Genomic DNA, 20374 nt, shown 5'->3' on the forward strand with positions numbered 1-20374 from the left:
AATAGATGAGATGGAAGGAGAGATGGACGATGAAACAATACCTGGATTTGTGCCAGCGCATTTTAGATGAAGGTGTCACAAAAGAGGATCGGACAGGCACCGGAACGACCAGTGTTTTTGGGCATCAGATGCGTTTTGACCTGAGTGAAGGCTTTCCCATGGTCACGACGAAAAAGCTGCATATGAAATCGATCATCCACGAATTGCTCTGGTTTTTATCAGGCGATACCAATATCCGCTACTTGCAGGAAAACGGCGTGCGGATTTGGAACGAATGGGCGGATGAAAACGGAGATTTGGGCCCGGTTTACGGAAGCCAATGGCGTTCCTTTACTGGACGCGACGGCAAAACAGTGGACCAGATTCAATGGGTCATTGATGAGATCAAACGCAATCCGGACTCTCGCCGCTTGATCGTTAGCGCGTGGAATCCGGCTGAATTGGACAAGATGGCTTTGCCGCCTTGTCACCTGCTGTTCCAGTTTTACGTAGCGAATGGCAAGTTGTCCTGCCAGCTGTATCAACGCAGTGGCGACACATTTTTGGGGGTGCCGTTTAATATCGCTTCCTACGCTTTGCTGACGCATATGGTGGCGCATGTCACCGGGCTTGAAGTGGGCGATTTTGTTCATACAATCGGAGATGCTCATCTGTATCTCAACCATATCGAGCAGGTCAAGCTCCAGCTCACTCGTGAGCCGAAACCGCTGCCGAAGCTTGTGCTCAATCCAGAAGTGACTTCGATTTTTGACTTCAAATACGAAGATATTGAAATCGTCGGCTACGAATCCCATCCGCATATCAAAGGCGAGGTGGCCGTATGATCAGCCTGATTGTTGCCTATGCCCGCAACCAAGTCATCGGAAAAGATGGCGACATGCCGTGGCACCTTCCTGCCGACTTGAAAAATGTGAAGGAATTAACGACAGGCAAAACGATCGTAATGGGACGCAAAACGTTCGAGTCGATCGGCAAGCCGCTGCCTAACCGAAAGAATGTCGTCCTGACACGTAGTCAGGACTTTCACCCTGAAGGCGTAGATGTCGTCCATACGAAGAAAGAAGTGCTCGCTATGGGCGATGTCATTATCTTTGGCGGCTCGGAAATTTATCGCCAGTTTCTCGATGTCGTTGATCGACTGTACATTACGGAGATCGATTTGGAAACAGAGGGAGATACGTTTTTCCCAGCATGGGATCGTGATGCTTACACCTTGGTGGACAAACGTGAGGGTATCGTGGATGAGAATAACGTGCATCCGCATGCGTTTTACGTGTATGAGCGAAAAAATTAGCTGTTAATCGAAAATGCCTCGTTGCTGAGGCATTTTTTTGTTCTTTTTGGTTGGTACATCAGGTGAGAGCATCCCTCTAACATAAGAGTCAGCAGGAAGTTTGATCAAGAGCTTTGTAACACTTTCTTCTTCTCTGACAATAAGCCTTCAAACCGGCGTGAGCACTGACCGATATTAGTAGAACAGTAAAGAAATTCGTTGAAAACAAGAAGCTTAGATGAAAGAAAACCGCTTCGACATTGAAAAAGTACTAACCGTAACGTTCCCTCATTATTGAACTGCTAGAAGCCTCGAATGGTGTCAATTTTGTGATATGGTTTCCAATGCTCAGGTTAGTATGAGAGGTTACATAATTTAGTTGATTCTGCTGAAAAAACGGAACCAAAAAATAAATTCTAAGAAAACGTGTTAGATAACGCGGCTTTTTAGTTTATTAAGTGTAATCAATAGATGGAAGGATAATACCAGATTTTGTCGAATTTGGTATCGTGTAAACTAGCTAGTTACGATAAACAATGTGATATTTTTGAGTTATCGACATCTTTTAGAGTTTTAAAAGAGCACAGAGGTGAATGTAGTGATCAAGACTCGTCATGGCGAATACAATGGTGATAGTTGGGAAGAATTTTGTCAATTGCTTTTGAAGAAAAGGTATGATTCCGAAGGTTATCAGGAGATGCCTGCTCATACAAAAGGTGATTTGGGCATTGAAGGTTTTACTCGTACAGGTATTGTATTTCAATGTTATTGCCCTGATGAAGAATATGATACACAGCGTTTATATGAGGCTCAACGAGACAAAGTGACAAAAGACTTGGGGAAATTACAAAAAAACAAGAATGAATTAATCCGTTATTTAGGGGATATAAAAATTCGGAGATGGATCTTTCTGACACCATTGATTACTAATAAAGAAATAGTTGCACATTGTCAAAAGAAAGCATCGGAATTCAGGGAACTTCTAGATATGAAGGATTTACTCGAGGACGATTTTGATGTTCTAGTAAAAGATGAAGGTTTTTACATGCAGGAAATCTTTTTTGTAAGAATGATATTAGAACAAAAGATTGATATAAACATAGAGGCACCAACTGAAATCGAAATAATTGATTGGAAAGAATGCCAAAGTGTTGCAATTCAGAGGCTATTCGGTAAAATTTCGAAACTTTTTGAAGGTAACCCACGACAAGAAGAGATTACAAATAAATACGTTGATCTTATGGTTCGGAATTTTATAAAGGGGCAAAAAATTTTAGACGAGCTTAAGGTAAATCAACCTATTTTATTAGAAAAGTTATTAAGAATAAAAAATAGTATGGAAGAACATATAGAGCAAGAACTTCTTTTAACCGAATTAGATCCGAAAGCTTTTATAAAAGAAACTCAAACAAAATACAAAGTTGCTCTAGAATCTGAGAACTTTCATAAATTATTTTCATTCAGTCTGACAGAGGACTTATCAAAAGAGGCAGAGGCTGACTGGCTAGTTAGATGCCCTTTAGATTTTGGAGGTATCTGATATGGATTTACCTTATGAGTTAGCTCATAAGATCATCTTTAAACGAAGAAAGGTTTCCGTAGCCGCAGACTATAGACCAATTACTAAAATTGCACAAATATTACTGATGTTATATTTATCTTCTAGAAATAAAAGTGCTAATCTCTTTAAATTACAGTTACTAAACTGGGCTTTTAAATCTAAAGATCGTGATCAGGTTATTTTATCCCTGATACAAGATCCGTTAAGTAATTATCCTTTGGTGAGTATGGATCCAGCGGTAAACAGGGCGTTGCAGTTTGCTATTGCTGATAAGTTGATAGCTTTTAGTCCAAATACTGGTAAGTTTACACTTCTTAAAAAAGGTGAAGAATTTGCTAAATCAATTATAGAAAGCAAAGATATCCTTGAAGATGAGAAAGAACTGTTGGGAAAAATAGGAACAAGACTTACGGATAAAATAATTTCGTTAGTTTTTAAAGTGAGGTAACTGTATGGCTAAATTAAAAATTGATGCAACTAAATTAAATATTTTTACCACTAACGGGTTATTTAGTACCTCGGCTAATTTTACAGATGGTTTAAATATATTGAGAGCAAAAAATTCAACAGGGAAAAGTTCTTTTATGAATGCCATCTTATATGCATTAGGGATTGAAGAACTACTTGGAGGTACAAACGGGAAAACGATGAAACCCGTGCTTCGCGAAGAGGTGGCTTTCGAAGGAAATAAATATAAAGTTATTGAATCAAACGTCCAATTACAAATTTCCAATTCAAAGGGTAAAACTATTACTGTTACAAGATGGATTACAACATCTACAAGGGATGAGAAACTTGTTGAGGTTCAATTTGGACCAACACTTACTGAAAATGGTCTTTATGAGTCGAAAGATTATTATGTTCACATGCCAGGTTCTGCTTCAAATGAAGCTGGATTCCATTTATTCTTAGCTGATTTTATTGATTGGGAATTACCTCTGGTGCCTGCATTTGAGGGGAAAGATCGAATATTATATATTCAAAGTTTATTCCCGTTATTTTTTGTAGAACAGATCAAAGGATGGAGTTCTTTTTATGCTCCTCCATCAACTAATTACGGAATCAGGGATATATCAACAAGAGCAATCGAGTTTTTACTTGGACTGGATGTTTTACAAAATAGTAAATTGAAAGAAGAAATGAAAATAAAGAAATTGTTAATTACTCAGGAATGGGCTAGCTTAGTAAATTCGATTAAAGAAAAAGCAAATTCTGTTGGAGCAACCATTCAAAATCTTTCTGAAAAACCTGAGATACTCTCAACTTTTCATGTGCTTGTTTATAATGATGATCAGAATCTTGTCAGTATTTCGTCCAGAATTTTAATGCTTAAGGAGCATTTATATGGAAAGGCCAATATTATTAAAAGCATACAAGAAGTCGAAAGAGAACATGAGATAAGAATTAATGAGGTCGAAGAAAGAGTTTTATTTCTACAAAACGAATCAAATGTTATCAGAAGAGAAATACATTCAGAACAAATAAATAAGGAAGCACTTGAATATAATATTATTCAATTAAAGCATGATTTAAAAACTAATCAAGATGCGCAACGTTTATATAATCTTGGCTCAAGTCAAAACTCCTTGATTGCAAGAAAGGTATGCCCTACATGTAATCAAAGCATACATGATACTCTGCTACCTCAAGACATTGACTTACAACCAATGAGCTTAGAAGAAAATATAAGCTATATTAAAGAGCAATTGGCTGCTTTAGAATTTGGAATAAGTCAATCTAGAAGTGTGATTGAATCAAAAAATAAAAAGCTCCTGGTCATTAATGGTCATCTTGAGGAAGAAAGACGGAAACTGAGAACCTTGAAACATGAACTAAGAGAAGATCCAAGGATGTTATCTAACGTTGATGTTGAAGAGACCTTAAATCTCAAATGGAAGATTAGGCAGCTAGAAGAAGTTGAGGTAAGTATAGAAAATTTATCTGCAAAACTTGATGAGTTAAAGAACGATTGGCAACAATATTGCACTAAATTAAATAAAATTCCAGAAGAGTTCTTTTCAGAATTGGATAAATCAAAATTGATCACGCTAGAAAAGCAATTCATATATTACTTGTCTGAATTTGGATATAGCAGCACTTCGCTAACTGATATTTCCATATCCAGAGATAAATATACACCTGTAGTAAAGGGTTTTGATATTAAATTTGATTCATCTGCAAGTGATTATGTAAGATTAATTTGGGCTTTTACTCTTGCGCTTGAATATGTAACTCATCAACATGGTGGAAATCATCCGAACCTAATTTTAATGGATGAGCCTGGACAGCAGCAAATGAATTATGCAAGCATAGGGAAATTGTTTGAATCATTATCTAAACTTGGTGGGCAAAGTATAATAGCATCTTCACTATCGACTGAAGAGATAAACACATTAACAAAAAATATAAATAAAAGAGTTATTGATCTTGGTAATGACTATATCATTAAGCCTGTCGGTTCAAAAGAATAGATGTAACTGAGTGAACAAGTAATTATAGCCAAGTTCGAAATTGGGTAATTAACTGGTTTATGTCACACTACACATTAAAACTCGACTAAGGTAACAACAAGAGCCAGCTATCAGATAGCCGGTTTTTTGTTTTTTAAGTAAGTTAAAATAGGAGAGATTGTAGTTTATGACTCATGAACGCTCAGCAGATGCATGCAACGATACCTTCATCCTTGCTACTAACAAGATTGTGAACTATTCTTTTGAAACATGTATGATGCCACCTCCTCTTTTATATTCCCGATGAAGTAAGTATGCACGCTACAAATAGGAATTTGGTCTGTTATTACCCGACATATGTATGGAACCAAACGCATATATAACGATAGAAAATAGCAGGGACGAACCCAAGGAGGTGATCGGGATGAAGGTAGACTTTCACGTTCATCTGGAGGAAGGGCCGTATTCGCTGGACTGGTTGCTCAGGCAAGCGGAATCATTGCGCCCCCTTGTGGAGCATGCCGAAGTGAAGGGGAGCCGAAAATGGGTAAGTATACTGACCAATGGGTTGGCAGAACGTCTTCAACAAGGCCCGTATTCACGGGATTGGCTTGAGTTGTATCGATTACGTGCCAAACAGGCGGGGATTCAGCAAGTTTGCGTGGTCGAGCACTTATACCGTTTTCTTGAGTATCGGTCGTACTACGAACAGCATGTGCACATCGGCTCTGATCGCTTGGGGACAGCGCAGCGCAGATGGCTGAGTCAGGTCGCAAACGACTCCCTGGACAGCTTTGTTATTTTCCTGCAAAAAGAGCGGCTTCGTTGGGCGGAGGATGGAATGGAGCTGCGTGTCGGGATTGAACTGGATTATTTTTCAGGTGGAGAAGAGACATTGCGGCATGTCATCAATCAATATCCTTGGGATGTGTGCATAGGGTCCGTGCATTTTCTGGAAGGCTGGGGCTATCCGATCCAGGATGCACGAGAACGCTTTGGAAGACAGGAGTTAATCGGATTGTACAGCCTTTATTTTGATACGCTGGAGCAGGCGATCGAATCGCAACTATTCGATGTCATTGCTCATATCGATGGCATCAAAGCGTTTGGTGTGCGACCGGAAGAAACTGCACTATTGCCATATTATCAGCGTGTGGCCCGAGCTCTTGGACGCAGGGGGATTGCGACGGAAATCAATACAGGCTACGGCCTGGCGAGTCAGCTCCGGGAATTTTCGCCCAGCTATCGTTTTCTGGAAATTCTGTTCCAGAATGAGGTGCCCATCACCTTGGCGTCTAGCGCTAATGCACCTGATCAAGTCGGTCAGCAGTTGGACGAGGCTCGAGCGCAGTTGAAACGGGCAGGCTATACGAGCTTTGCCGTTTTTGAAAAACGAAGCCGCAGCATGCTCGCTCTGGATTAGTCAAGCTCCCCATTTGGCCCATGATTCTGCTATGATGGGAAAAGAATGGTGCATCCAGGGGAGGAGTAAGAACCATGGCCTTGCAGGAACAATTAAAAGAGCTACTAAAAGAGATGGAACCGCAAATGATTAGCTGGAGGCGTCATCTGCACCAGCATCCCGAGCTTTCCTTTCAAGAGGAGAAGACTCCGGCCCTCATTGCCGAAATATTGAGAGGACTTCACTTCGATGAGGTTCGCACAGGAGTTGGCGGTAGAGGAGTCATCGGCGTTTTGCGCGGAGGGCGCCCGGGTAAGGTCGTTGCGTTGCGTGCGGATTTTGACGCGCTGCCGATTCAAGATCAAAAAGAAGTGCCGTATAAATCTACCGTACCTGGCGTCATGCATGCGTGTGGACATGATGCGCACACTTCCCAGCTACTAGGACTCGCTTCTGTTTTGGCAGCACATCGTGAGCAGTTTGCCGGTGAAATTCGCTTTGTCTTTCAGCATGCGGAAGAGGAAAATCCAGGCGGAGCTACCCAAATGGTTCAGGATGGTGCTGTAGATGGCGTCGATGCGATCTTTGGCGTTCATCTTTGGTCGATGTTCCCAGTAGGGAAGGTATACATTAGTGCAGGTCCGCTCATGGCGAATACGGACGACTTTTCTATCGAGATCAAAGGAAGAGGGGGACACGGCGCTGTTCCAGAAGAAACCGTCGACTCCATTGTGATCGGTTCCCAAATCGTCGGTCATCTGCAAACGATTGCCAGCCGCAACGTCAGCCCGTTGGAAAGTGTGGTCGTGACCGTGGGGACGTTCCACGGCGGAGATAGTACGAACATCATCGCAGATAGCTGTCGTTTGACAGGGACTGTCCGCACCTTTTTGCCAGACGTCCGCGATCGTGCGGAGCAGCGCCTGGCAGAAATTGCGGAGGGGACAGCTGCCATGATGGGAGGCAGCGCTACAGTTGTCTACGATCGAGGGTATCCAGCCGTCATTAACCATGAAAAAGAAACAGCGATCGCACAGGAAGCAGCCCTTGCCGCATTTGGAGCTGGTCGTGTGGAATCGATGAAGCCGTTGATGGGTGGCGAGGACTTTTCTTATTACTTGGAAAAGGTGCCCGGCGCTTACTTGTTCGTAGGGGCAGGCAATCCGGAAAAACTGGCGACATATCCCCATCATCATCCCCGTTTTGATATCGACGAGGATGCCATGCTGATCGCAGGCGAGCTCTTGGGACGAACAGCGCTGCACTATTTGGAAACACAGTAACGATAAGAAAACGCATGAAAGATGCGCTTTTGCCTACAAAGGACAAAGGCGCTTTTTTTGTTTTCAACCATAAGCTATACGAGGCTAGCTAGAAAATCGAACAAGGGAGGGAGTGGCCTTTCGGTGAGAAAACGGATAGGCGTACTGACCTACCGAGGAGAATCAGGCTTTGTCGAGCCCGGCTATTTGCGAAGGCTGGTTAAGGAAGGAAGAGAAATGGGGGCAGAGGTTTTTTTATTTACCCCACAAGATGTCCGTTTTGAAGAAAAGCGGATCAACGGTTATGTACCAGATGGCACGAAGTGGAGACGAGAGCGTTTTTCCTGGCCCGACATCGTCATTGATCGTTATCGCTACTATCCATTGCCCAAGCATCGTGCCTATTTGCCATTTCGCAAACAAGACTGGTTTCGTTATGCGAATAACCGCTTCTCGAACAAATATGTCGTTCATCAGATTTTGATACAAGATCCGGAGCTACAGCGCTGGCTTCCCGAAACACTCCCCTACGAGAGAAAAACGCTTGCCTCTATGCTTGCCAATCATCGTCAGGTTTATCTCAAGCCGACAAACGGCACAGGAGGCAGAAGCATACTGCGTGTGGAGAAACGAGCAGGTCGCTACCTTTTGCATGGCAGGACCAAGCAGCAAGCCAAAAGCTGCGAAAAACTGGCGACGCTCACAGAGGTGTGCGATCGGCTTGAGCATTGGATGAAGAATGAGAAGAGCGGAAACGAGCAGTTTTTTCTTCAGCAGGGGCTTCGGTTGTCACTGGTTCCCAAACGAACAGTAGATGCTCGGCTACTCGTGCAAAAGGACGGGACGGGTCAATGGTGTTTGACCGGGATGGGCATTCGTGTTGGGCCGATACAATCGTCCACCTCGAATTTGCATGGGGGAGGAACAGCTTTGCCTGCTGTTTCCTTTTTGGTCAAACGATTTGGTCAGGAAGTGGCAGAGCGGATCGTGCTGGAATGCAAGGAGCTCGCGATCAAGACTGTCACACGCATTGAAGAGCATTTTGGACTGATGATGGAGTTTGGTTTTGACCTGGGGATTGATGTTCACGGGAAGGTTTGGATTATCGAAATCAATCCGAAGCCAGGCAGAGAAATTTTCAAGCAAATGCGTCAGCACAAGCGCTATGCGATGGCGGTTAGACGGCCGCTGGAGTACGCGCTGTATCTCGTTAATAAAAATAATTCACCTGACTAAAGTGGATCTTCCATAGAGGAAGGTCTCTTTTTTTGGTATTTTCGTTTCTTTTAAGAGGGGGACACGGCATAATAATAAAAAAATGCACAAGAGGTGATAGGTACATGCAAAAGCAATCATTTTCCATCGCACTCGACGAGGAGTTGACGCTGCGCGGAGACATTCATTCAGAGGAAGCAGCAGGTTCAGCGCAGCCGCTGCTGCTATTTTGCCATGGCTTCAAAGGCTTCAAGGATTGGGGAAGCTTTCCGTACGTAGCCGATGAGCTGGCCAAGCAAGGCATTACCACGATTCGCTTTAATTTTAGCTGCAATGGCGTAGGGGAGAGCTTGACGGAGTTCGACGAGCTGGAGAAATTCGGACGCAATACGTATGCCCGCGAACTTGCCGATCTGCAAGCCTTGACGGAACGGATTTTGTCAGGTGAGCTTCCTGTCCCCGATTATGTGGACAAAACGAAGCTGTATGTATTGGGACACAGCAAGGGCGGCGGTGACGCGATTTTATTCGGAGCAAACAACCCGCATGTGGCAGGGATTGTGACCTGGAACGGAATCGCTCATGTCGATTTGTTCGACGAGAGGCTGCGCCGACAAATAGAAGAGACAGGCGTTGGATACATAGCGAATGCACGAACCGGTCAAGATATGCCAATCACGAGAGTCGTGATCGAGGACGTGGACAACAATCGCCAAAAATACGATATTTTGGAACTTGTTTCTACGATGGAGCAACCACTGTGCATCATCACAGGAGAAAAAGATTATGTCCGTCTGGTAGAGGGTGCAAAAAGAATTCATGAGGTCGCCAAAAACAGCGAGCTGCACTGGATAGAAGGCGGCGATCATACATTTAACACGCGTCATCCGTTTGCGGGAACATCGGCTCCGCTCGAAGATGCGATCAAGCAAACCGTCGCATTTGTCCGCACCCCACGGACATAGAAAAAACCTCGATTTTCCTGCGTTTTCAATCCATTTGGGCTGTGGTATACTGAGAAACGTCTAACGGTTAGAATGATGTGATTATTCAGAAAAATAACAGAACAGGTGGAGAAGAAACATGAATAGCAAGGTGTATCTGTATGATACGACCCTGCGAGATGGTACGCAGGGAGAGGGGATCAGCCTGTCGGTAGAAGACAAGATAAAGATCGCACTGCGGCTGGATCAGTTTGGTATCGATTTTATTGAAGGCGGTTGGCCGGGCAGCAATCCGAAGGACATGGCTTTTTTTGAGCGTATCCGGGAAATTTCGCTGCAACATGCAAAGGTAACGGCTTTTGGCAGTACCTGTAGACCGAATGTAGCAGCGCGGGATGATGACAATCTGCAAGCGTTGATCTTAAGCGGAGCTTCGGCGGCGGCGATCTTCGGGAAATCGTGGGACTTGCACGTGACGGATGCTCTCAAGACGACATTGGAAGAAAACGTGCGCATGGTCGCTGATTCGGTCGCATTTTTAAAAGAAAACGGACTGACGACTCTCTTTTTGGCCGAGCATTTCTTCGATGGGTACAAGGCGAATCCGCGCTACGCATTGCGGGTGCTGGAAGCGGCAGAAGAAGCTGGAGCTGACTGGATTGTTCTCTGTGATACAAACGGCGGGACACTGCCGCATGAAGTTTATGATATTGTCAAAACGACTGTGGGCCATCTGCGGACGCCTGTAGGCATTCATCCGCATAATGACAGCGGAGTGGCGGTTGCCAATGCGTTAGCTGCCATTCAGGCTGGCGCAAAGCAAGTTCAAGGAACCATTAATGGAATCGGCGAGCGCTGCGGAAACGTCAACCTGATTTCTGTAGTTCCGAATTTGCAGCTCAAGCTGGGCTATCAATGTGTGAGGACTGATCAATTGCAGGAGCTGACACAGCTGTCGCGCTATGTCGCGGAAATTGCCAACATGACGATGCCGAACAACCAGCCGTTTGTCGGGTATAGTGCTTTTGCTCACAAGGGCGGTATTCACGTAAGCGCCGTTATGCGCGACCCGAAAACGTACGAGCACATCGAGCCGGAAAACATCGGCAACAAACGTCGCGTACTCGTCTCAGAGCTCGCTGGTCAAAGCAATCTGCTCGCCAAAATGGAAGAGCTCGAGATCGATCTGTCGCTGGATCGGGAAAAGGCGAGAGAAATCATTACACACATCAAAGAGCGCGAATTCCAAGGCTATCAATACGAGGGAGCAGAGGCTTCGCTCACGCTGATGCTCTTAGAAGCCTCCGGCAAGCTGAAAAACCTGTTCAAGCTCGACTCCTTCAAGATCATGCTGGAAAAGGCAGCCGTCCAATCGATCACGTCGGAGGCGACTGTAAAGCTGCGTGTGAACGGGGAGTCTGTCCATACGGCGGCTGATGGCAATGGTCCGGTCAACGCGCTGGACAATGCGATGCGAAAAGCGCTGGAAGGCTACTACCCATGCATTGCAAAAATGCAGCTGGAAGATTACAAAGTGCGTGTCTTGGATGAAAACGGCGCGACTGCCGCAAAAGTACGTGTCCTAATCGAATCCTCGAGCAACGGCGAAAAGTGGAGCACAGTCGGCGTCTCCACCAACGTCATCGAGGCGAGCTGGGAAGCGCTGGCGGACAGTATCCGTTACTTGCTGTGGAAAGAAGGCTGCGAGGAAGTCGGAAGTCTTGCTTCCTCAGGGACGCGCGTAGGGATTGTGAATCATTAGCAAAGTGAACCAGCCCAGGCTGATGCCGTCGGGCTGGTTTTCTGTTACCTTTCTATATTTACATAATCTTCGTTATTGGAAGTGAAATGAGCTTACACATCCAAGCTGTTGATGATAGCTAATATTTGATGATCTGTCCATTTGCCATTAATCTTTAGATTTTCTTTAGCTATACCTTCTTTTTTAAATCCTACTTTTTCCAATACACGAATAGATGCTATATTGTCAGGCATAGCCCCTGCTTCAATTCTATGTAGTTTTAATTCTCTAAAAGCAAAGTCTACAACAAGTTGAAGAGCTTCTGTTGTATAGCCCTTTGCATTATACTCCTTATCTAATGAAAATCCCGTAGTGCAGCTTTGGACGTTTCCCCTAGCAATTTGAGTTAATGAAATGTCTCCGATAAGTTTATCAGTTGCTTTTAAAAAGATTCCGAAAGCATATACTTGCCCTTCATCTGTCTTTTTTAATACCTGTTCAATGCGTATTTTTTGATGTTCTTCTGTATAAAAGGCTTCTGGGAGTAATGGGCAAACTCGTTGAAAAAAATCGCGATTTCTAGTATGTAAGTTAGCTAACTCGCTGGCGTCAGAAATCTTGTAGAGTCGAAGATATATTTGTTGCCCTACTAGTTTCATAAAACCCCTCCGATATCCTTTTCATAAAATTTTATCATGGTTAATGAATGAAAAGATTGATCAATATCGTATTCATTTCAAGTTAACATAACGTCAGCTCGATGGTCCCCTTTTTGCAGTGGAGACGGGCAGTGAATCCCCCAAGCTGGCGTGTCAGAGTCGAAGAGAACTGTGCTTTTTCTTCTCCTCCAGCATGTTGACTCAAACCCCAAAGGCCTTCGGTCACGGTTGTGCAGAAGTGGCCGGCCTATCAATCAGCTGCCGCAGCTTTGTCTCCGTGGCAGAATTCGGGTCAGGTGTGTAAATGCTGCATCGCAAATCCGCGCTCCCGGAAACTTGCAGCGAAGTCAGATGAAAGAGCATTTTCCCTGCCTTGGCATGACGGAATTCCAGTAGAACCTCCGGGGCTGAGCTGACGCGGCTCTGCTCCCAAAGGTCGTGAAAGTCGGGATGAACCTGCCGCATTTCGCTTAAAAACTGCTCGTACCACTCGTCCTCTACATACTGACCGTAATTGGCGCGAAATATCGCGAGAAAGCCGCTGACAAAATGCTCCCAGTTGACGGCCAGCCGTCGTAATTCCTTTCGTGTAAACACCAGGCGGATCAAATTCCGCTCTTCATAAGGGATTTGATCAAAATCGAGAAAGACATGCGCGGCTGCCTCGTTCCAACCGACAATATGACTGCGCCGATCTGATATGATGGCGGGACACGAGCGCAGTTCTTTCAAGATTCGCTTGAGGGCAGGATTGATCTGCGGCGGTTCATCTTTTTGCACGCCTTGCCCGACTCCCGTGCCTGTCTCCAGTGCCAGCGCATACAAATATTTGCGCTCATCGACGGTAAGCTGCAAGGCTCTCGCTACCGAATCCAGAACGGAGGGCGACACCTTGATATCGCGGCCTTGTTCCAGCCATGTATACCAGGTGGAGCTAACCCCCGCGAGCTGAGCAACTTCTTCTCTTCGTAGTCCGGGGGTTCTTCTGCGCGTCCCAGGAGCCAGCCCGACCGATTGTGGCAGGATTTTAGCGCGCTGCGCTTTCAAAAAAGCAGACAGTGCCTGCAAACGCGTTTGCTGATTCATGGTACACTCTCCATCTCCTCAACTGGTTATGTTTGTTAGACTAGTACTCATTATACTAGGATAAACAACAACTTGTAATAGGATAACCCGTGTGACAAGATGATTTCCATAAGGCACTCAATAGGAGGCTCATCATGGAAAAAGTCGTTGTCACAGGTATGGGAGTCATCTCCCCGATAGGGAATACAGTGAATCAGTTTTGGAACAGTCTCGTGCAAGGGAAGTCTGGGATATCGCCTATTGATACTTTTGATACAGCACGCAATAAAACGAAAATTGCAGGCTTGGTGCGAGATTTTGATCCGGTGGAGCGTTTTGGGCGCAAAGAGGCGCGACGAATGGATCGCTTTTGCCAGTTTGCCCTTGCTGCTGTAGAAGAAGCGCTTGAGGATGCACAGCTTCGGCTGGAAGAGTTGGACCCCGAGCGAATCGGGGTATATGTAGGCTCTGGCATTGGTGGGGTAGCGACACTGCTTGAGCAGCATGATGTCCTGCGTGAGCGTGGTCCAGAGCGGGTCAGCCCGACGCTGGTTCCGATGCTCATCTCCAACATGGCAGCAGCGATGATCAGCATCAAGTACGGTCTGTACGGGCCGACGATGTCACCTGTTACTGCTTGTTCGATTGGGAATACATCCATCGGAGAGGCTTTTCGGCTCATTCGCTCAGGCGGAGCGGATGTCGTCATCGCAGGGGGTTCTGAGGCCGCTGTGACGGACATATCTCTCGCCAGCTTTAGCAATGCGACGGCATTGTCAACGAGAAATGATGATCCAGCAGGCGCGAGTCGGCCATTTGATTCCCAGCGGGATGGGTTTGTCATGGCAGAAGGTGCCGGGATTGTGATTTTGGAATCAGAATCACACGCCAAGAAAAGAAATGCCCGCATGTATGCCGAGGTGATCGGCTACGGGGCAAGCTCTGATGCCTATCATATGGTGGCGACACATCCAGAAGGAATCGGCCCCTATCGGGCGATGAAATGGGCCCTCCAGGAAGCAGGGGTGCAAACGACACACGTCGATGTCATTAGTGCCCACGCAACCAGCACAGAAATCGGAGACCGCTCTGAGACACTGGCGATCAAAAAGCTGTTTGGCGAGCATGCGTACCGTGTACCGATCACCGCCAACAAATCGATGACGGGTCATATGTTTGGTGCAGCAGGAGGGGCGGAGGCGATCGCCCTGATTAAGAGTCTGCAGGAAGGGATCATTCCCCCGACGATCAATCAGGAGGAACAAGACCCGGACTGCGATCTGGACTATGTGCCAAATACAGCCCGCAGAGCCACGCTAGACATCGGCATGTCCAATTCCTTTGGCTTTGGCGGTCACAACGCAGTCATCGTACTGAAAAAAATGTAACGGATACAGCCTGTTCCCGTAGTCTCAGGTAGACTGTGGGAGCAGGTTTTTTTTATGTCGATAGAAAAAAATGAAACGTTTTGTAGCCCTGATTTCTCTAACAGGGGAGAAAAGGAGGGGGAACAGGTTGAACATAAAACTTGGTCTCGTTGCTCGTGCCAAGGCTGGTGATTCAGACGCATTCCAAATGCTTATTCACCAAGAAAAAGCAAATCTGTACAAGATGGCTTTTGTGTACACGCGTAACGAAGACGATGCGCTGGAGGTTTTTCAGGAAACGGTCTATAAGGCTCTGATTTCGATTTCAACCCTTAAAGACGATCAATACGTTACGACATGGCTGACGCGGGTTTTGATCAACACGAGTGTACAGCACAGGGGCAGCGGTCTTAGCTTTAGGGGTCTTGTTTAGCTCAGCAGTAGTTTCCCCCGCGATACGTGGGTGGCCATGCGATTACGGTCAATGAAGTTTACTACGATGGCACGCGATTTACGATTGGTTATACATTAGAAACAAAGCAGGCAGTCGGAGAGCATTATTTAGGCTCCTCGCCAGATCTGACGGCAAATGGGAAAGCATTTGGATACACAGGAAGCAGCAAGCATACACAAATCACGCCGACACTTGCGACCGGGATTGTTGAAATTGACGCGATCAATGGCTTGCCTAAGGAGTTCAAGCTTGGATTGAGCTTCCATGGGGAGGACGGCAAGGAGTGGAGCTTCTCCTTGCCAATCAGTTCCCGTACAGACACGAAGCGCATTCCAATCCATCACCAGCAACAAGCTGGAAGCATTGACCTGACTGTTTCCGATATAACCATGGGTCGTGTTGAGATAGGGGACCAGGGGGAGGAATCCGTAATCAAACCAGCAATGGAAACGATGAAAAAGCTGGGGAAAGACATCGAGTTCAAAACGTTTACGGTTACGTTAAAAAAATAAAGATCACGCAAAAAAGCGTCACTCCATGTACAGGAGCGACGCTTTTTTCTTTCTTTGTTGGGGCAAAAACTAGGATTGTTTTCTCATCGCACCCAGCTCTTCAACGATGGCGGTCATTTCATTGATGCCAAACGCCGCTTTTTTCTGCACCATGTTGTACAAGTACAGCAAATCCTCGTAATGAACGAGATCGAAATCCTCCGGGCGCATCACCGCCGTATTCGCCATGTTCAGCTTTGCTTTGATGCCTTCAATGATAATAGCGAGGTTTTCAACAGAAGGTTGATTCAGGTCAGCCATATTTTCTCTCTCCTCTCTACAAAGCTGGTGCTTATTTTGTCAGTTGCCCACGTGTGACGCCCAATTGGTTGGTTGCCTTCAGGGTACGCCATACGTGTGTACCGCTAACTTCTCCGCGCAATGCCTTGCGATACAGACTGATTACTTCTTTCACGCGCTCTGGTTCTTCTTCCAAAAACTCGATGCGGTAGCTGCCGACATTGAGAGAGCGGAACTCACTCAAGTACTCAGCGCCGGACTGGTCAATCGCGTTATAAACGGTATTGCGGCAACCGGTATCCACACGTACAGGGTGAGAGAAACCGACGCGGTCTTTCAAAGAAATGCGGGAGGTCTCACATGGAGTTCCGCAGTTTGTATGGTCAGTACCTTCACTCATGAATGTGCAGTATACGCAGTGCTCGGTGTGGAACATCGGCATGTGCTGGTGGATGACCAGCTCCATGTTCGCAGCGTTCGAGCGGCTGAGCAGATCGACCATCTGCTGGATGTTCAGATCGTACGATGGCGTGACGCGCTCAAGACCTGTTGCAAGGAACAGCTCAACTGCCTTGTGGTTCGCGACATTCAAGGAGAAATCGCCAATCAATGGAATGTCGATTTCATCACGACGGGACAAGTAGTAATAGAGTGCTCCCGTATTGCGTACCAGAATAGCGTCTGGCTTGCTTTTCGCGATCAGGGCAAGGACACCGTTTTCATCCGGCATATGAATGCGCATGGTAGCAATCCCGATCTTTTTCCCGTACTTATGGGCCAGCTTGACGCCCTCTGGATACTGCTTGACGAATTCAAAGTCAGCGTAGAGGAAGTCCACATCTGTTTGCGCAGCTGCTTCCAATTGCTCAAGCGAGCGGCAGAGAGCTGTCAGGAGTGGCTTTTCCACTGGTTTTCTCGTTGGTACGTCTGCGTATACATTGATATCGTGATGATGGTAAATCGGCGGCTTGGAACGCAGGAACACGAGCTGTTCGACTGCGTCACGGCGCATCCGGTTCAACTCGCTGACAGGTACGATGAGATCCCCTTCGAGATCGACAGTCAGATCGTGAGCTTCCAGGTGGAAAATGGTTCCGCCCAGACGGCTTAGTTGATCGTGCAGCAACTCCTTCGTCAGAGGACGCTTCAAAGCAGTCTCCAGCAGCACCTCGGAAGGAACACTGACAGCGTGATTCGCCTGTTTATCCACCCAAGTGACGCTGAGCTTTTCACCCAGCTTGCCGCTTACGTGAACGGACAGCGGGAAGGTGCGATAAGGCTTTTCCGTCTCAAACGTTTTGCGCAGGCGACGATCCAGCTCAGGATCGCTTGTCTTCCATACGCGGTCACCGACGTGAAGACGTTTCAGATTCACGTCATTGCGTCCCATGACGATTTCGTACATGCCTTTGGAAACTTCGCCTTCTACTTTTTTACTGCGGCTCAAAATATCATAGATGCGTCCGCCTTCTTCTTTTTGCGTGGGATCACCCGCGTCGAACACGATTCCGTCTCCGCGTTTGACAGGAGCAGTGATGTCCACCAAAACGCCTGTAGGAAGCAGTTTTTTCACGGTTCCCAAAAACACTCCGCGGCTTTTCGGGAACGATCCATCTACGAGCTGCTTGTTGTTTGTCCCGGTCAAAAATCCGTGTGTAAACCCGCGAGAGAAGCTTTGTTGCAGCTCGCGTACTTCTACCTCGGATGGTCCCGTATCTTGTCCGGCAAAATAACGCTCAATGGCGGCATTGTATTTGCTCACGACGTTTGCAACGTATTCTGGTGTTTTCAGGCGGCCTTCAATTTTAAAGGAAGTCACGCCAGCCTCGATCAACTCAGGAACCAAATCGATGGCAGCCAAGTCCTTCGGGGACAGCACGTAAGCGATATTCCCCATGTCCTTCTGCACACCGTCTACCATCAGGTCATACGGCAAGCGACAGGCTTGGGCACACTCTCCGCGGTTTGCCGAGCGTCCCCCCCACATTTCCGAGGTCAGACATTGTCCCGAATAAGAAACACACAAGGCACCGTGGACGAATACTTCCATCGGCAGCTTTGCTTTTTCTCCGATCTTTTTGATCTCTTTTAATGAATTTTCACGACCGAGTACGACGCGTTCCATATCAAACGGCTTCGTGAACTCCACCGCTTCCGGCGAAGTAATCGTCATTTGGGTAGAGCCGTGAATCGGGAAGTCTGGAGAAATCTCGCGGATCATCTTTACAAGACCGAGGTCTTGCACGATCACAGCGTCTACTCCAGCGTGAATACAAGCGTCAATCAGCTCGCGTGCATCCTCCAGTTCATTTTCAAATACGAGAATATTAAAGGTAAGGAAGCCCTTTACCCCGTACATGTGCAAATAAGCCATAATCTCAGGCAGTTCAGCCATTTGGAAGTTCTCAGCACGAGCTCGCGCGTTGAACTTTTCTACCCCAAAAAAGATGGCATTGGCTCCGTTGGCCACAGCTGCCTTCAAACAGTCCCAGTTACCAGCAGGTGCCAACAGCTCGATATCTTCACGCTTTATACCATTTCGCATGTGTATGTCATTACCTCCAAGGTCTTCAAACAAGCTCTTCTTCATCATAGGGAAATGTGCTGGTCACCGCAACAAAAACATCCTTTCTGCCAGATGTTGAAAATGTGCCTTCCAGAAAGATACCTAGTGATGTTATTCTGTAAGAAAAATCGAAATATTCTACAAGCCAGGGGAACCGATATATGTTAATCATCAAAGACATTTTGCTACAGTTACTGTTCGTTATCGTCCCTGTTTTGCTGTATAGAAACGTTTGGCTGGGGCGATCAACCTCGAACAAGATGAGCGTCAAGTCATCAATGGTTATCGTTTGTAGCTCGATCAGTGTCATTCTTGCCATGAGCTTTCCAGTACAACTCAGTAATGGTATGGAGTACGATTTACGCTCGATACCGATCATTATTACCATTTTGTACGCTGGGTATATCCCGGGCATTTTAACGATTTTGGTTATGTTTGTCGTACGGATCGTTCTGGGTGGCGATGGTGTCCAAATGACGCTTCTCGAAACGATGGTTTACGTGATTATCCCGTTTCTGTTAGTCAATCGATGGTACGGGTATTCTTTGCGAAAAAAACTGACGGTCGTTCTCTTAATCGGATGCTTGAAGCAGCTATCCATCATCAGTGGAGGGATGGTTGTTTTGATCTGGAGAGGGTTCCCGTTGTCCATCATTAACGATTATCTGGAGCCGCTATTGGAAATCGGTTATCTCGGTTTGATCGTGCAAGGTGGAGCCGTTTATTTCATTGAGTTTATTCGAGAATCTCATATTATCCGCAAGCAGGTCGAACGCTCGGAAAAGCTGAACCTGATCAGCGAGCTGGCAGCCAGTGTCGCCCATGAAGTGCGCAACCCACTCACGGTGGTACGAGGCTTTGTCCAATTGTTGCGTGAGGAGACGAATCCGAAAAACATTGAATACATCCGATTGGTCTTAAATGAACTCGATCGGGCTGAATTTATTATTTCCGACTATTTAAATCTGGCCAAGCCTCATTCTGAGACGCTGGAGCGACTGGAGATTGCACATACAGTAAAAGAAGTGACCGCCATCATGTCCTCTTACAGTGTCATGAACCGAGTGGAAATCGCCTGTAAGACCGAGCCGGGCCTATTCGTAGAGAGCAACGCCGTTAAGCTCAAGCAAGCATTGATGAATCTGATGAAAAACGGTATCGAATCGATGGGACAAGGTGGCGTACTTCACGTCACCGTACAAGCAGCCGGGAACCATCATGTGATTTCCATCAGGGATGAGGGAGAGGGGATGACGCCGGAGCAGATTGAACAGATTGGTCTTCCTTTTTATTCCACAAAAGAAAAAGGGACGGGTCTCGGCTTGATGGTAACCTGTCGGATCATCGAGGCAATGCAAGGGACGATCCACTTTCAGAGTGAACGAGGGCATGGAACGCAGGTGACGATTCAACTGCCTGCTGTGCATACGACCGGAAAAGGAGGCGAACATGGACAAAGATCAAGAGGTGTGGGAGCGACTCTTTCATGAGTTGGCTGTAATCAGAAGCGAATTAAAAGCGTTCAAGCTCGAAACACGTGCAGAGCTCTATCAAATCAAAAGCGAGCTGAAAGAATGGCAGCAGCGTGAAGAACAGCAAAGGCTCCCAAACGAAGGGGAATAGA

General features: G+C 46.3%; 19 protein-coding genes. 15 read left to right on the forward strand and 4 right to left on the reverse strand.

Annotated features, from left to right (window positions below; translation table 11 throughout):
• The first annotated feature begins 29 nt into the window (after nucleotides 1–29).
• The 10 genes from EL268_RS08145 (at nucleotide 30) to cimA (ending at nucleotide 11869) form a co-directional block, all read left to right on the forward strand.
• Nucleotides 30–824 (forward strand): thymidylate synthase, encoded by a 795-nt coding sequence (locus tag EL268_RS08145; RefSeq protein ID WP_106657480.1) that lies wholly within the window; start codon nucleotides 30–32, stop codon nucleotides 822–824.
• A complete protein-coding gene (locus EL268_RS08150; protein WP_106657481.1) occupies nucleotides 821–1294 on the forward strand; it encodes a dihydrofolate reductase in 474 nt (157 codons plus the stop codon). Before EL268_RS08145 ends, EL268_RS08150 begins: the two co-directional genes overlap by 4 nt.
• Before the next feature lie 577 nt (nucleotides 1295–1871).
• Complete coding sequence (locus EL268_RS08155; RefSeq protein WP_106657482.1) at nucleotides 1872–2813, forward strand: hypothetical protein; 942 nt, start codon at nucleotides 1872–1874, stop codon at nucleotides 2811–2813.
• A 1-nt stretch (nucleotide 2814) separates the two neighbouring features.
• Nucleotides 2815–3282, forward strand: a complete 468-nt coding sequence (locus tag EL268_RS08160) for a hypothetical protein (protein ID WP_106657483.1) — start codon at nucleotides 2815–2817, stop codon at nucleotides 3280–3282.
• A gap of 4 nt (nucleotides 3283–3286) precedes the next feature.
• Entirely contained in the window at nucleotides 3287–5305 is a 2019-nt protein-coding gene (locus EL268_RS08165) for a coiled-coil domain-containing protein (protein ID WP_106657484.1), read from the forward strand.
• Between the two features lie 403 nt (nucleotides 5306–5708).
• The gene (locus tag EL268_RS08170; protein WP_106657485.1) at nucleotides 5709–6707 is read left to right on the forward strand and encodes a histidinol phosphate phosphatase domain-containing protein; all 999 of its coding nucleotides are present in this window, start codon (nucleotides 5709–5711) and stop codon (nucleotides 6705–6707) included.
• A 74-nt stretch (nucleotides 6708–6781) separates the two neighbouring features.
• Nucleotides 6782–7969, forward strand: coding sequence for a M20 metallopeptidase family protein (locus tag EL268_RS08175; protein ID WP_106657486.1), 1188 nt, complete (start codon nucleotides 6782–6784; stop codon nucleotides 7967–7969).
• A 123-nt stretch (nucleotides 7970–8092) separates the two neighbouring features.
• Nucleotides 8093–9184 (forward strand): YheC/YheD family endospore coat-associated protein, encoded by a 1092-nt coding sequence (locus tag EL268_RS08180; RefSeq protein WP_106657487.1) that lies wholly within the window; start codon nucleotides 8093–8095, stop codon nucleotides 9182–9184.
• A 104-nt stretch (nucleotides 9185–9288) separates the two neighbouring features.
• Nucleotides 9289–10128, forward strand: a complete 840-nt coding sequence (locus EL268_RS08185; RefSeq protein WP_106657488.1) for an alpha/beta hydrolase — start codon at nucleotides 9289–9291, stop codon at nucleotides 10126–10128.
• A 118-nt stretch (nucleotides 10129–10246) separates the two neighbouring features.
• Entirely contained in the window at nucleotides 10247–11869 is a 1623-nt protein-coding gene (gene cimA / locus EL268_RS08190; RefSeq protein WP_106657489.1) for a citramalate synthase, read from the forward strand.
• 92 nt (nucleotides 11870–11961) lie between these two features.
• Here the strand turns inward: cimA and EL268_RS08195 are convergent, their stop codons facing one another.
• Both EL268_RS08195 and EL268_RS08200 read right to left on the reverse strand, forming a co-directional pair.
• Entirely contained in the window at nucleotides 11962–12507 is a 546-nt protein-coding gene (locus tag EL268_RS08195; RefSeq protein ID WP_106657490.1) for a GNAT family N-acetyltransferase, read from the reverse strand.
• A 222-nt stretch (nucleotides 12508–12729) separates the two neighbouring features.
• Nucleotides 12730–13593 carry a helix-turn-helix transcriptional regulator gene (locus EL268_RS08200; RefSeq protein WP_106657491.1) on the reverse strand — a complete coding sequence of 288 codons (864 nt, stop codon included), beginning with the start codon at nucleotides 13591–13593 and terminating at the stop codon, nucleotides 12730–12732.
• A gap of 134 nt (nucleotides 13594–13727) precedes the next feature.
• Between EL268_RS08200 and fabF the strand changes: the two genes are divergently transcribed.
• The 3 genes from fabF (at nucleotide 13728) to EL268_RS08215 (ending at nucleotide 15905) form a co-directional block, all read left to right on the forward strand.
• The gene (fabF, locus tag EL268_RS08205) at nucleotides 13728–14960 is read left to right on the forward strand and encodes a beta-ketoacyl-ACP synthase II (RefSeq protein WP_106657492.1); all 1233 of its coding nucleotides are present in this window, start codon (nucleotides 13728–13730) and stop codon (nucleotides 14958–14960) included.
• Nucleotides 14961–15087: 127 nt separating this feature from the next.
• Nucleotides 15088–15372 (forward strand): sigma factor, encoded by a 285-nt coding sequence (locus EL268_RS08210; protein WP_232030325.1) that lies wholly within the window; start codon nucleotides 15088–15090, stop codon nucleotides 15370–15372.
• Nucleotides 15373–15398: 26 nt separating this feature from the next.
• Nucleotides 15399–15905, forward strand: coding sequence for a DUF4179 domain-containing protein (locus EL268_RS08215; protein WP_232030327.1), 507 nt, complete (start codon nucleotides 15399–15401; stop codon nucleotides 15903–15905).
• Between the two features lie 69 nt (nucleotides 15906–15974).
• Here the strand turns inward: EL268_RS08215 and EL268_RS08220 are convergent, their stop codons facing one another.
• Together EL268_RS08220 and EL268_RS08225 are read right to left on the reverse strand one after the other, a co-directional pair.
• Entirely contained in the window at nucleotides 15975–16205 is a 231-nt protein-coding gene (locus EL268_RS08220) for a DUF1128 domain-containing protein (protein ID WP_047071613.1), read from the reverse strand.
• Between the two features lie 31 nt (nucleotides 16206–16236).
• Nucleotides 16237–18729 carry a U32 family peptidase gene (locus EL268_RS08225; RefSeq protein ID WP_106657493.1) on the reverse strand — a complete coding sequence of 831 codons (2493 nt, stop codon included), beginning with the start codon at nucleotides 18727–18729 and terminating at the stop codon, nucleotides 16237–16239.
• A gap of 182 nt (nucleotides 18730–18911) precedes the next feature.
• On the opposite strand from EL268_RS08225, the gene EL268_RS08230 reads away from it, so the two are divergent.
• Nucleotides 18912–20240, forward strand: a complete 1329-nt coding sequence (locus tag EL268_RS08230; protein WP_106657494.1) for an ATP-binding protein — start codon at nucleotides 18912–18914, stop codon at nucleotides 20238–20240.
• On the forward strand, nucleotides 20200–20373 hold the full coding sequence (locus EL268_RS32690; RefSeq protein WP_164724449.1) for a hypothetical protein: 174 nt from the start codon (nucleotides 20200–20202) through the stop codon (nucleotides 20371–20373). Before EL268_RS08230 ends, EL268_RS32690 begins: the two co-directional genes overlap by 41 nt.
• Nucleotide 20374: the final 1 nt, after the last annotated feature.

The organism is Brevibacillus brevis, assembly GCF_900637055.1.
GTDB classification, from domain to species: domain Bacteria; phylum Bacillota; class Bacilli; order Brevibacillales; family Brevibacillaceae; genus Brevibacillus; species Brevibacillus brevis.